The organism is Flavobacterium chungbukense (genome assembly GCF_020805785.1).
Classification (GTDB): Bacteria; Bacteroidota; Bacteroidia; order Flavobacteriales; family Flavobacteriaceae; genus Flavobacterium; species Flavobacterium chungbukense.
In genome coordinates this window covers 658,317-670,366 of the sequence record NZ_JAJGZV010000003.1, presented here as the reverse complement: position 1 = coordinate 670,366, position 12,050 = coordinate 658,317, and the positions used below count along the sequence as shown (strand labels likewise).

The window sequence follows — 12,050 nt, the reverse complement described above, 5'->3', positions numbered from 1 at the left end:
AGCCTTAGTGCCTTCGTGGCAAAAAAACTTAAGGTGCTGGATCAGGAATTATAGCTTGAACAGCATCAATTTCTGCTAAGATTTGTTTAGAAAGTGTCACGTCAATAGTATCAATATTTTCTTTTAATTGCTCTAAAGTCGTTGCTCCAATAATTGCACTTGTCAAAAACGGCTGCTGTAATACAAATCCCATTGCGAGCTGCGTTAATGTTAAACCATGTTTTTTAGCGATTTCCTGATATAATTTTGTTGCTTGGGTACATTGGTCGCTATTGTAACGTTTGTATTGCGGAAAAAGATTTACTCTCGCTTTTGGATGAGGCTCTCCAGTCAAGAATTTTCCAGTTAAAACACCAAATGCTAAAGGAGAATATCCTAGCAATCCAACATTTTCATATTTTGAAACTTCAGCAGAATTCACTTCAAACAAACGGTTCAATAAAGAATACGGATTCTGAACTGTTTTAATTCTTGGCAGATTATTGCATTTGCTTTCTTCCAAAAGACGCATCATTCCCCATGCATTTTCATTAGAAACGCCAATGTGTTTGATTTTACCTTCTTTGATTAGTCCATCGAAAGTTTCCAGAATTTCTCTAAAATTATCTTCCCAAACATCATCATGTCCGTGAAAAGCACGCTGTCCGAAATTATTGGTTTTTCTTTCTGGCCAATGCATTTGATACAAATCGATGTAATCTGTTTGAAGTCTTTTTAAACTATTTTCAACAGCATATTTAATACTTGCAGGTGAAAAATCTAGTTTCTCACGCATGTATCCAAAATTCGGATTTGGACCTGCAATTTTTGAGGCTAAAATTACTTTATCTCTATTTCCTGATTTCTTAAACCACGTACCGATAATCTTTTCGGTACTTCCGTAAGTCGCTTCGCTTGCTGGAACTGAATACATTTCGGCTGTATCAAAGAAATTTACGCCTCTTTCCAAGGCATAATCCATTTGTTGGTGTCCTTCTGCTTCCGTATTCTGTTGCCCGAAAGTCATTGTTCCAAGACATATTTTACTAACTTTTATATCGGTGTTGGGTAATGTAGTGTATTTCATTTTTTCTTTAAAGGTTCTAAGGTACTGAGTTGCTAAGATTCTAAGGTTTCTTATTTTACGTATTAAAGCTTCAAAGTTACAAACTGATTGTACAAAGCGAAAGAAGACAATAGTTAAAAAAAGAATAAGATTCTTTTTTTAACTCCTAAGCGACTAAGGTTTCTTTTTTGAAACAAAAAAGGCTCAAAGTAAAACTTTGAACCTTTTTAAAACCTTAGCAACTTAGACCCTCAGAGCCTTAGCACCTTTAATTAATACTATTAAGCATCTCCGCAATCTCATCTAATCTTGGAGTCAAGATGATTTCAATTCTACGGTTTTTCGCTTTTCCTTCTGGAGTCGCGTTGCTTGCTAAAGGAGAAAACTCGCTTCTTCCGGCTGCTGTTAGTTTTTGTTTGTTGATTTTTGGATTTTCACTTAAAATAGCCACGATTGCTGTTGCTCTTTTAGTCGATAAATCCCAGTTATTGGCAATTGGCCCAGAACCAGCGTACGGATCATCATCTGTGTGACCTTCAATAAGAACCGAAAGATCCGGATTATCTCCTAAAACTTTTCCAAGTTCTACAACTGCTCTTTTTCCTTCTGATCCAACAGCCCAGCTTCCTGAATTGAAAAGCAATTTGTTTTCCATAGAAACATATACTTTACCATTTTTATGTTCAACGGTTAAACCTTTACCTTCAAAACCAGTTAAGGCTTTCGATAAAGTTTCTTTTAGTTTACGCATTGCTTCTTCTTTAGCCGCAATCATATCTTCTAGTTCTTTCAAACGGTTTGCCGTTTTATCTAAACGAGCTTGTTCCTCTGCAAGGGCTTTCCCTTTTGCTTCTAATTGAGCCAGCAATTCACGGTTTTTAGCCATGTTTTTCTCCAAAGCATCGTTGCTGTTTTTCTCTAAAGCATTGTATGAATCCTGTAGGACTTTAAATTTCTTTTGTTCTGCAACAAGATCAGCTTTTTGCTTTGCTAAATCATCTTTTGTGCTTGCAAGATCTTTTGTTAATTTATCACGATCTAATTCTAACTGATTTTTTGCTTTTTTCAAATTATCGTTTTCATCAGTAATAGAACGATTCTCTTTCTTCAAATCTGAATATTTTGTTTCTAAATCATTATAAATTTTCTTAGAAACACATGACGTTGCGGACAAGGCTAATACAAGCAATCCGATGGAGGCTTTTTTAATCATCTTCTTTATTGGTTATTTTTTGGGCGTTTAATACTTAATTACTATCAAAATTCAATGCCAATTGCACAATCAATTTTGAAACTGAAATTTTCTCAGCAAGAACAATACCAAAAATTAGTCAATTTCGACTAAAACCGGACAATGATCTGAATGCATTGCATCTGGTAGTATAACCGCCCTTTTTAATCTGTTTTCTAATGATTCGCTTACTAGATTGTAATCGATACGCCAGCCTTTATTATTTCCTCTTGCTCCAGCACGGTAACTCCACCAAGAATAATGATGCGGATCTTTATTAAAATGACGGAAACTATCAATAAAGCCAGATTTCATAAATCCGTCTAGCCAAGCGCGTTCTGCAGGCAAAAATCCAGAAACTGTTTTATTACGCACAGGATCATGAATATCAATTGCTTCGTGGCAAATGTTATAATCTCCGCAGATAATTAAGTTTGGTATAGTCAGTTTTAATTCATTAATATAAGTTTGAAAATCATCCATAAACATAAATTTATGATCCAATCTTTCAATATTTGTTCCAGACGGAAGATATAAACTCATCACAGAGACATCATCAAAATCTGCACGAAGATTTCGTCCTTCAAAATCCATATGATGAATTCCTGTGCCAAAAACTATATTATTTGGTTTAGTTTTAGAAAGAATGGCAACTCCGCTGTATCCTTTTTTTGTTGCAGGATAGTAATATTGAAACGGATAGCCCGCTGCTGTAATATCGTCAACTGGTATTTGATCTTGTGTTGCCTTTATTTCCTGAAGACAGATTACATCAGGATTTGCTTGTTGCAGCCACTCGATAAAACCTTTGTTTATTGCCGCTCTAATTCCGTTTACATTATAAGAAATAATTTTCATCAGTGATTTTTTTAGGATTTCAAATGTAATAAAAAAGTGCAAAGTTTATCTTGGAAACAATGAAAAGTAGACTTTTTTGTTATCTTTGTTCGCTGTTCTAATAAATTAAAAGTACTACATGGGTTTAGTTACCGCGAAAGAAGTTGCAAAGGCAATAAATGTTGAAAAGTACGGAGTTTTCGGTACGTTTTCTGGCTGGATTCTTATGAAGGTTCTTAAGATCTCAACCCTTAATAAAATTTACGATCGTAATAAACATTTGGAAGACCTTGCGTTTTTGAACGGAATTTTGGATGAGATGGAAATCAAATTTGAAATTCCTGAAGAAGATTTAAAACGTCTGCCGAAAGACGGTGCCTATATTACTATTTCCAATCATCCGCTTGGTGGAATTGATGGAATTTTATTATTGAAATTAATGCTTGAGAGAGAGCCAAATTTCAAAATCATTGCCAACTTCTTGTTACACAGAATTGTTCCAATGAAAAAATACATTATGCCGGTTAATCCTTTTGAAAATCATAAGGATGCGAAATCGAGCGTAATTGGTATTAAAGAAACTTTACGTCATTTAAGCGACGGTAAACCTTTAGGGATTTTTCCTGCTGGGGAAGTTTCGACTTATAAAGACGGTAAATTAGTAGTAGACAAACCTTGGGAAGAAGGCGCTCTAAAATTAATCAGAAAAGCAAAAGTTCCTGTAGTTCCAATTTACTTTCATGCCAAAAACAGTAAATTATTTTACTGGCTTTCTAAAATTGATGATACTTTACGTACTGCAAAATTACCTTCTGAACTTTTAACGCAGAAAGACCGTGTAATTAAAGTTCGTATTGGAAAACCAATTTCTGTAAACGAACAAAACGAAATTGAATCTTTTGAAGAATATTCAGAATTCTTAAGAAAGAAAACCTATATGTTGGCAAATCCTTTTGAAAAGGACACGAAGCTGATTGATACGGCAACTGCAAGCCTTAAAATCACAAAAGCGCCTAAAAAAATTGTGACCGCTGCTAACGAATCAAAATTGATTGATGAAGTTCAGGCTTTAAGAAACAGCGACAGCCGTTTTTTACAAAGTAAAAACTACGAAGTTTTCTTTGCAAGTGCGAAAGAAATTCCGAACATTTTACATGAAATAGGACGTTTACGTGAAATCACTTTTCGTGAAGTTGGTGAAGGAACAAACGAATCTATTGACTTAGACGAATACGATCAATATTATCACCATATGTTTTTATGGGATGATGAAACGAAAAAAATCGCAGGAGCTTACCGAATGGGATTAGGTTCTGAGATTTATCCGAAATACGGAATTGAAGGTTTTTACCTGACCGATCTTTTTAGATTTGAGCCAGAACTTCACGACATGATGCACAAATCAATTGAAATGGGTCGTGCATTTATTGTAAAAGAATATCAGCAAAAACCAATGCCTTTGTTCTTGTTATGGAAAGGAATTATCCATACTACTCTGCGTCATCCTGAACACAAATATTTGGTTGGCGGTGTAAGTATCAGTAATCAATTTTCTGATTTCTCTAAATCTCTTATGATTGAGTTTATGAAATCAAACTATTACGATCCATATATTGCACAATACATTCATCCGAAAAAAGCGTACAAAGTTAAACTGAAAGACGCCGATAAAGATTTTATCTTCGACGAAGCAGAATCTGACTTGAACAAGTTTGATAAAATCATTGACGAATTGGAACCAGGAAATTTACGTTTACCGGTTTTAATTAAGAAATACATCAAACAAAATGCGAGAGTAGTTGCTTTTAACGTAGATCCTTTATTTAATAATGCTATCGATGGTTTAATGTATATTAGAATTGCAGATATTCCAGAAAGCACGATGAAACCTGTTATCGAAGAGTTTCAAATTGAATTAGAAAAGAAATTAGCTGAGAAAGAAGACTAATCAATTCTTATAAATAAAAAAAATCCCATTCATTTCTGAATGGGATTTTTTTTAACTTTTAAAACCAGGCTTTCTTTCCTACTTGATAAGTCTGATAAAAATCCTCATCTGATTTAGTTAAGTAGATTATACCTTCTACAAATCCAATTATACCTCCAAAACCAAAAGTTACCAAAGTAATTATTATCTGAATGATTCCTTCTTTTTGGTATCCTAAGTAAAACTTATGCACGCCTAAGCATCCTATAAGTATTGCTAAAACTCCTGCAGTTACTTTTTTATTCTCTACCTTACTTGAACTTGTGTTTTCCATTTTTTGAATTATAAATTTAAATATTACAATGAGAAGAGTAATAATTTTTGCACTCCTCTCTAAGTTTGCAATATTACCTACTAAAAAATGCCACAATAGGCCTTAAAAAACATTATTATATCAGAAAGAGACATTTTAAAGCATAAAAAATCCCATCTGCTGCCGCGATGGGATCTTTTTATAATAATATTTGACTAAAACCAGCCTCTGTAACCAATCTGATACGTTTCGTAAAATTCTTGATCCGATTTTGTCAGGTAGATAATTCCTTCTATAATTCCGATAATACCGCCAAGTCCAAAAAAAAGACCTAAAAGAAGCTGAATTATTCCCTCTTTTGTGTAACCCAAATAGAACTTATGAATTCCTAAATAGCCAACTAATATCGCTAGAATTCCAGCAATTATTTTTTTATTTTCTTGCTGGTGTCGCGGGTTATTCCAGTCTTCTCTTTTTGTATTCTCCATTTTTTATTCCCTTTATAGTTAATAATAGTATTTTGAAAATTACACAAATTTCAAATTAAACAACAAGTATCTAATTTAAAGCATAACAATATTATTAAAAATTAAGAAATAAATCTAATTTAACACATTGGAGTTTTATAAATTAATAAAGACAGCAACAAAAAATTTATTTGTTATTTATTATAAACCGCTTTTATCTTATCTACAATTACTTGTGCCAAACGTTCGTGACTTTCAAATGTCCATCCTGCAATATGAGGCGTCAGCAAAACATTTTTGGCTTCTAAAAGATATTGAAATGCTTCAGGCGTATTTTTATCCTGAAAAAGAGTTTCAAATGAAAGTTTTTCATATTCTAAAACATCTAAACCTGCGCCGAGAACTTTTTTTGCTTTCATAGCTTCCACCAAATCAGCCGTAACTATATTTTTACCACGAGAAGTATTTATAATCCAAAATGGTTTCTTAAACGCTTCAATAAAGCCTTTGTTGACCATTTTATCCGTTTCTGGTGTCCAAGGAAGATGAAGACTTAAAACATCTGTCTTTTCTTGTAATTCTGCTAAAGAAACTTGTTTCGCATTTTCGTCTCCAACATTATCTAAAATATCATAACATAAAACTTCTGTATCAAAACCTTTTAATTTTTTAGCAAAGGCTTTTCCCATATTTCCATAGCCGATAATTCCGACGGTTTTTAAATCTAACTCATGTCCGCGGTTGCTTTCTCGGTTCCACTGCCCTGCTTTTACTTCTGCATCGGCTTGGTTTAAATTATTAAATAATGATAAAATTACGCCAAGAGAATGTTCTGCAACAGCGTTGCGATTACCTTCTGGAGCCGCGATAAGATGAATTCCTTTTGAAGAAGCATACTCACAATCAATACTTTCCAAACCTGCGCCAACTCTTGAAATAAATTGCAACTTTGTTGCAGCGTCTAAAAATGTCTTGTCGATCTTGAAACGACTGCGTATTACGATTCCGTTATAGTCATGAATTTTGGTTTCTATTTCTTCTTTTGAAGATTTAAAATCAGCGTGATTTTCGAATCCAGCTTCTTCCAATTGATTCCAAAGAATTGGATTATTACTGTCGATATGAAGAATTTTTATGCTCATTTGTGTTGAATTTTATAAATACAAAAATACAGCAATTCTTTTTAAGATTCTGTTTTAAGCTTTCCATTTAATCTCGAATAGTCGTGAAGTTCCCAAGAAAATATAAGCAATACAAAAGATAAAAAACCTAGAGTCTTGGCGCCTTTTGGGCAAATCCTTTTTTATTGCCCATATTTTTTTTAACTTTGAAAGTATCCGGATGAATCAAATCCGTTTCTCTAAATCCTCACAAACCTCCACAATGAAACTAACCAAGACTTTTAAAGCCTTTTTTGAAAATGAAAAATCAGGAGGAATTATTTTGCTTGCTGTAACACTCTTATCTCTTTATCTCGCCAATTCTTCTTTTCAATTGCCTTATGTTGCTTTTTGGGAAAAAGAAATTGCTGGACATACTGTAACCCATTGGATCAATGATGGCTTAATGACAATTTTCTTCCTATTAATCGGATTAGAATTGGAACGCGAAATTTATCACGGAGAATTATCTAATTTCAAAAATGCATCATTGCCGATAATGGCGGCTTTTGGCGGAATGCTAGTTCCTGCTGCAATTTTTCTAGTTTTAAACTACGGAACGACAACACAAAATGGAGCTGGAATTCCGATGGCAACTGACATTGCTTTTGCAATCGGAATTTTATCGCTTTTAGGAAATAAAGTTCCAGCTTCTCTAAAAGTATTTTTAACCGCTTTAGCCGTTATTGATGATTTAGGCGCTATAATTGTCATTGCAGTTTTTTACACGACTTCAATATCGTTTCTCAATCTTGGAATTGCTCTTGGAATCTGGATTATTTTATTTGTTTTAAACCGAATGAAAATTCATAATCTCATTCCGTATTTGATTGGCGGAAGTATTATGTGGTATTTTATGCTTAATTCTGGAGTTCATGCAACAATAACTGGAGTAATTTTAGCCTTTGTTATTCCGTTTGGTGATGGCGGAGAGAAAACTTCTTCTTATAAATTACAGCATTATCTGCATAAGCCAGTTGCCTTCTTTATATTGCCTTTGTTTGCCGTTGCCAATACAGCCTTGACAATCGAATCAAACTGGCATGAAGGTCTAAATCATTCAAATACGTATGGAATTATTCTTGGACTTGTTGTTGGAAAACCGCTCGGAATATTACTTTTTTCTTCTGTTGGCGTGACATCAGGATTATGCATACTTCCAAAAAACTTAAAATGGGCGCATATTTTAGGTGCAGGAATGTTGGGCGGAATCGGTTTTACAATGTCGATTTTCATTACTGTTCTAGCATTTAAAAACCCGGAAGTCATCGTATTCTCGAAGATTGCCATTCTTATTGCTTCTTTCTTGGCTGGACTTTTAGGATTTGTCTTTCTGAAATATGTTTTAAATAAAAAGCATAATGATTTACTTGAATTATGAATAAAACGCACTTCTTACTTTTTTTCTCTTATCTGATTTTAACTGCTTGCAATCAAAAAGCTGAAGTTACTTCTGTTATTAAAAATCCGAAAAAAGAAATTACTGCCGAAACGTATTCAAAAGATGAAATCGAAGGAACTTATAACGCTGATGGTTGTGATCTTTCTTTAATCATTTCAAAAATAAAAAACGATTATCAATATGTTTTTAAAACAAATGTTCGCACTTTGAAAGGAAAAGCGACATATTCTAAAAACAGTTCAGGTGAAGAATATATTACTTTAGAAGGAATTCAATGGGACGAATACGAAGGAGATATTAGCAATGAAAATAATTCAACTTCGCAAAAAGAGCTAGAAATTCCTATTGGAATTTATGCTTTGTACACAAGAGATACTTTGACAATTCAAAATTATGGTAATGCAATGAATTCGTATACGAAGATTTCGGAATGTGGGTTGAAGTATATTCAGCTTACTAAATCAAATTCCAAAAAATAAAAATTCCAAATTCCAATTATTGTGGAGCTTCTTGCGAAGATTCCTCGTTCCTCGGAATTGACAAAACTGTACGCTAACTTTATAAAACAAAAAAATTCCAAACCCCAGCAAATTGGAATTTGGAATTTATAATATTGAAGTTTTAAGCAATTAGCCCTTGATTTGTTTTAAAGAAGTTTTAATCCCTTTGATTAATGACGAACTGAAACCATTGTGCTCCATTTCGTTTAAGCCGACAATTGTACAACCTTGTGGCGTTGTTACACGGTCGATTAATTGTTCTGGGTGTACTCTTTCTTCCAGAAGCATTTTTGCTGCTCCTTTTACCGTTTGAGCCGCAATGGCCAAAGCAGTATTAGAATCAAATCCAATCTCGATTCCTGCCTGCATAGAGGCGCGAATATAACGCAATGCATATGCAGTTCCGCATGCACCTAAAACTGTTGCTGCATCCATTAATTTTTCGTCGATTACAGGAGCAGTTCCTAAATCTTGGAATAAATCAACAATCGGTGATGCATTTGCTGCATACTTTTCAGGAAAAGAAATACAAGTTGCCGATTCTCCAAACTGAGCTGCGATATTTGGCATAATGCGAACTACTGGATATTCGAAGTTGGTTTTGGTCTGAAGCACATCTAAAGACAATCCGCTTACTGCAGAAGCAATTGTTTTGTTCTGAATAACGGGAAGAATTTCAGCTAAAACAGTATCAACTTGATACGGTTTTATGGTTAAAATTACCACATCAGCTTCTTGAATATGGTGTGTATTATCGTTAGAAACCGTAATTCCGTATTCCGTTAAATATTGAATACTTCCTATATTTCTTCTTGTGACAGTAACTTGGTTGTTTTTCGAGAATTTAGCAATTCCCAAGGCAATAGAAACTCCGAGGTTTCCTCCTCCAATAATGTGTACTTTCATTCTGGTTGGCTTTAATTATTTGTGACTGTAAAACAGCATTTTTTCCGCCTGTAAATTACGTAGATTTTAGAGATTTTAAATCACTCTTATCTGCTAATTTGTGGCAAAAATCTAAAATCCAAGAATTAAGTTTGCTACTCCAAAGTAGAGCATAATTCCAAACACATCGTTGGTTGTCGTGATAAACGGACCAGTTGCAATTGCGGGGTCAATTTTATTCTTGTTAAGAAAAAGCGGTACTAAAGTTCCTAAAGTTGCAGCAAAAAGAATCACCACTATCATAGAGATCGAAATGGCAAATCCAACCAAATATTGTTGATACATAATGGAATGATAGCCCAGCAAAAGGAGTGAAATAATACTTCCAGAAATCATCGAAACCGTAATTTCTTTGGTAAAATAAGCACGGCTGAATTCCTTTAAAGTACCATTTGCAAGACCTTGTACCACAATTGCCGAAGCTTGAACTCCAATATTTCCCGCTGTAGCGGAAAGTAAAGGCACAAAAATGATTAAAGTTGAATATTTCTGAAACGTTGCTTCGTTTCCTTTTAAAACAAAAGAAGCCACAATTTCGATCACCATTCCGATTAAAAGCCAAGGTAAACGTGCTTTTGTTAATTCGTAAACGCTGTCATTCGATTCAACGTCTTGTGTAATACCTGCCGCTAACTGATAATCTTTATCTGCCTCTTCCTTGATTACGTCTACAATGTCATCGATGGTAATTCTTCCTACCAAACGACCTAATTCGTCCACTACCGGAATTGCCTCTAAATCGTACTTCTGCATGATACGAGCAACCTCAACATCTTCTGTATCGACGTTTACAAAATTTAATTTTCTGATATAAACTTCACCAATCTGAGTTTTGGTCGAAGAAGTCAATAAATCTTTTAGAGAAAGTCTTCCTTTTAATCGGTTTTCATCATCAACTACATAAATAGAATGCACTCTAGAAACATTTTCTGCCTGAATTCTCATTTCTTTCACGCAGGTTAAAACATTCCAGTTTTCATTCACTTTTACAAGCTCTTTTCCCATCAAACCACCAGCCGTATTTTCGTCATAGCGCAAAAGATCAACAATATCCTTCGCATGCTCAACGTCTAATATTTCTGAGATTACCTCTGCTTTTATTTCCTGCGAAAGTTCTGCGATAATATCGGCAGCATCGTTGGTTTCAAGCTCATCAAGCTCTTCCGCAATTTCTTTTGGAGAAAGTCGGCTTAAGATGTTCTCACGCAAATCTTCTTCTAATTCTAGAAGAATTTCGGCTGTTTTATCACTATCTAAAACCTTAAAGATATAAGTTGCCTCGTCAAAATCTAATTCATCTAAGATTTCGGCAATATCGGCATGGTGCAAATCATTAAGTAAAACTTCCAGTTCATTGTCGTTTTTCTTATTGATTAGATCTTCTAACTGATGTATAAATTCTTTACTAACTTTGAACTCCATCGGCTTCTATTTTTTGAGTTAGTTCAATAAATTCATCAACACTTAACTGCTCGGGACGTTTATCAAAGATAGTGTCTTCTCGCAAATTGTCTGATAAATTTAATGTTTTCAAACTGTTACGTAATGTTTTTCGTCTTTGCTGAAAAGCCGTTTTTACAACAGTAAAAAACAACTTTTCACCGCAAGGAAGGCTATAATCTTCCTTTCGGGTCATTTTCATCACACCCGATTTCACCTTGGGCGGAGGAATAAAAACATTTTCGTTCACAGTAAACAAATACTCAGTATCATAGAAAGCCTGTGCTAGGACAGACAAAATTCCGTATGCTTTTGATCCTTTTTTCTCGCAGATTCGTTCTGCAACTTCCTTCTGAAACATTCCAGAAAACTCCGGAATCTGATCTCTAAACTCCAATGTTCTAAAAACAATTTGTGTGGAGATGTTATAAGGAAAGTTACCAATAATAGCGAATTGCTTATTTTCGTAAACTTGATTTATATTGTATTTCAGGAAGTCTTCTGAAATAATTTTATCTTTTAATTTTGGATAATTCGCGTCCAAATACGCAACAGATTCCGTATCAATCTCGATTACCCTTGTCGTAACAGATTTTTCAAGTAAATATTTAGTAAGCACACCCATCCCTGGTCCTATTTCTAAAACCTCCTCGTAACCTTTAAGACTCAAAGTATCTGCAATCGCTTTTGCGATACTTTCATCCTTAAGAAAGTGCTGTCCTAAATGTTTTTTTGCTTTTACTTTTTCCATAATCGTTATTTGCTTACTGCCTTAATTAACTT

General features: G+C 34.1%; 12 protein-coding genes. 3 read left to right on the top strand and 9 right to left on the bottom strand.

Annotated features, from left to right (window positions below; genetic code table 11):
* Positions 1–28: 28 nt before the first annotated feature.
* The 3 genes from LL966_RS13230 to LL966_RS13220 form a co-directional block, all read right to left on the bottom strand.
* Entirely contained in the window at positions 29–1,066 is a 1,038-nt protein-coding gene (locus LL966_RS13230) for an aldo/keto reductase (protein ID WP_229353854.1), read from the bottom strand.
* A 247-nt stretch (positions 1,067–1,313) separates the two neighbouring features.
* The gene (locus LL966_RS13225) at positions 1,314–2,258 is read right to left on the bottom strand and encodes an OmpA family protein (protein WP_229353852.1); all 945 of its coding nucleotides are present in this window, start codon (positions 2,256–2,258) and stop codon (positions 1,314–1,316) included.
* A gap of 114 nt (positions 2,259–2,372) precedes the next feature.
* On the bottom strand, positions 2,373–3,134 hold the full coding sequence (locus LL966_RS13220; RefSeq protein WP_229353851.1) for an exodeoxyribonuclease III: 762 nt from the start codon (positions 3,132–3,134) through the stop codon (positions 2,373–2,375).
* Positions 3,135–3,252: 118 nt separating this feature from the next.
* Between LL966_RS13220 and LL966_RS13215 the strand changes: the two genes are divergently transcribed.
* Complete coding sequence (locus LL966_RS13215) at positions 3,253–5,061, top strand: GNAT family N-acyltransferase (protein WP_229353850.1); 1,809 nt, start codon at positions 3,253–3,255, stop codon at positions 5,059–5,061.
* A gap of 58 nt (positions 5,062–5,119) precedes the next feature.
* Here the strand turns inward: LL966_RS13215 and LL966_RS13210 are convergent, their stop codons facing one another.
* From LL966_RS13210 to LL966_RS13200, 3 genes are all read right to left on the bottom strand, one after another.
* Complete coding sequence (locus LL966_RS13210) at positions 5,120–5,374, bottom strand: TM2 domain-containing protein (protein ID WP_229353848.1); 255 nt, start codon at positions 5,372–5,374, stop codon at positions 5,120–5,122.
* 194 nt (positions 5,375–5,568) lie between these two features.
* Complete coding sequence (locus LL966_RS13205; RefSeq protein WP_229353846.1) at positions 5,569–5,841, bottom strand: TM2 domain-containing protein; 273 nt, start codon at positions 5,839–5,841, stop codon at positions 5,569–5,571.
* 173 nt (positions 5,842–6,014) lie between these two features.
* A complete protein-coding gene (locus tag LL966_RS13200) occupies positions 6,015–6,962 on the bottom strand; it encodes a 2-hydroxyacid dehydrogenase (protein WP_229353845.1) in 948 nt (315 codons plus the stop codon).
* Positions 6,963–7,203: 241 nt separating this feature from the next.
* On the opposite strand from LL966_RS13200, the gene nhaA reads away from it, so the two are divergent.
* Together nhaA and LL966_RS13190 are read left to right on the top strand one after the other, a co-directional pair.
* Positions 7,204–8,361, top strand: coding sequence for a Na+/H+ antiporter NhaA (nhaA, locus tag LL966_RS13195; protein ID WP_229353844.1), 1,158 nt, complete (start codon positions 7,204–7,206; stop codon positions 8,359–8,361).
* Complete coding sequence (locus tag LL966_RS13190) at positions 8,358–8,861, top strand: hypothetical protein (RefSeq protein ID WP_229353843.1); 504 nt, start codon at positions 8,358–8,360, stop codon at positions 8,859–8,861. The genes nhaA and LL966_RS13190 overlap by 4 nt, the downstream gene beginning before the upstream one ends.
* Before the next feature lie 150 nt (positions 8,862–9,011).
* Here LL966_RS13190 and proC read toward each other — a convergent pair whose 3' ends face one another.
* The 3 genes from proC to rsmA all read right to left on the bottom strand — a co-directional run bounded on the left by proC (position 9,012) and on the right by rsmA (position 12,018).
* The gene (gene proC / locus LL966_RS13185) at positions 9,012–9,788 is read right to left on the bottom strand and encodes a pyrroline-5-carboxylate reductase (protein WP_229353842.1); all 777 of its coding nucleotides are present in this window, start codon (positions 9,786–9,788) and stop codon (positions 9,012–9,014) included.
* Between the two features lie 111 nt (positions 9,789–9,899).
* Entirely contained in the window at positions 9,900–11,249 is a 1,350-nt protein-coding gene (gene mgtE / locus LL966_RS13180) for a magnesium transporter (protein ID WP_229353841.1), read from the bottom strand.
* The gene (gene rsmA / locus LL966_RS13175) at positions 11,233–12,018 is read right to left on the bottom strand and encodes a 16S rRNA (adenine(1518)-N(6)/adenine(1519)-N(6))-dimethyltransferase RsmA (RefSeq protein ID WP_229353839.1); all 786 of its coding nucleotides are present in this window, start codon (positions 12,016–12,018) and stop codon (positions 11,233–11,235) included. The genes mgtE and rsmA overlap by 17 nt, the downstream gene beginning before the upstream one ends.
* Between the last annotated feature and the right edge of the window lie 32 nt (positions 12,019–12,050).

Coding starts and splice junctions, on each gene's coding strand:
- LL966_RS13190 (WP_229353843.1), top strand. CDS start 8,358: ATGAATAAAACGCACTTCTTACTTTTTTTCTCTTATCTGATTTTAACT.
- proC (WP_229353842.1), bottom strand. CDS start 9,788: ATGAAAGTACACATTATTGGAGGAGGAAACCTCGGAGTTTCTATTGCC.
- LL966_RS13210 (WP_229353848.1), bottom strand. CDS start 5,374: ATGGAAAACACAAGTTCAAGTAAGGTAGAGAATAAAAAAGTAACTGCA.
- LL966_RS13215 (WP_229353850.1), top strand. CDS start 3,253: ATGGGTTTAGTTACCGCGAAAGAAGTTGCAAAGGCAATAAATGTTGAA.
- LL966_RS13225 (WP_229353852.1), bottom strand. CDS start 2,258: ATGATTAAAAAAGCCTCCATCGGATTGCTTGTATTAGCCTTGTCCGCA.
- rsmA (WP_229353839.1), bottom strand. CDS start 12,018: ATGGAAAAAGTAAAAGCAAAAAAACATTTAGGACAGCACTTTCTTAAG.
- LL966_RS13220 (WP_229353851.1), bottom strand. CDS start 3,134: ATGAAAATTATTTCTTATAATGTAAACGGAATTAGAGCGGCAATAAAC.
- LL966_RS13205 (WP_229353846.1), bottom strand. CDS start 5,841: ATGGAGAATACAAAAAGAGAAGACTGGAATAACCCGCGACACCAGCAA.
- LL966_RS13230 (WP_229353854.1), bottom strand. CDS start 1,066: ATGAAATACACTACATTACCCAACACCGATATAAAAGTTAGTAAAATA.
- mgtE (WP_229353841.1), bottom strand. CDS start 11,249: ATGGAGTTCAAAGTTAGTAAAGAATTTATACATCAGTTAGAAGATCTA.
- LL966_RS13200 (WP_229353845.1), bottom strand. CDS start 6,962: ATGAGCATAAAAATTCTTCATATCGACAGTAATAATCCAATTCTTTGG.
- nhaA (WP_229353844.1), top strand. CDS start 7,204: ATGAAACTAACCAAGACTTTTAAAGCCTTTTTTGAAAATGAAAAATCA.